Source organism: Salicola sp. AFF1 (genome assembly GCF_056783195.1).
Genome location: NZ_JBXAYL010000164.1, coordinates 1 through 273, shown reverse-complemented (window position 1 = coordinate 273; position 273 = coordinate 1). Strand labels below are relative to the sequence as shown.

Below are 273 nucleotides of genomic sequence, written 5' to 3'. Positions count from 1 at the left end.
GAGCACCGGCAGGCGGCGGACCTGCAGCTCGCCCATGTTCTGGGCGACATGCGCGCTGTCCTCGTCCTCGAAGCAGAACTTGACCTCGGGCGTCATCACCTCGCTGACCGGGGTCTTCGGTCCCTTGCCCTGGCCCACGGCGCGCACGGCGATGTCGCGGTCGGTGACGGTGCCGGTCAGGCGGTCGCCCTCGCCGACCGGCAGCCAGCCGGCATCGATCGCCAGCATCATGCGGGCGACGTCCTCGACCGAGTGATCGGGGCGGGCGATGCA

Annotated in this window: 1 protein-coding gene; it reads right to left on the bottom strand. The window is 71.1% G+C overall.

All coding sequences use genetic code 11. From position 1 onward, the window contains the following. Nucleotides 1–270, bottom strand: a 270-nt coding sequence (locus AC1RQI_RS17190) for a CBS domain-containing protein (protein WP_481905829.1), incomplete at its 3' end; no start/stop codon positions are given. Between the last annotated feature and the right edge of the window lie 3 nt (nucleotides 271–273).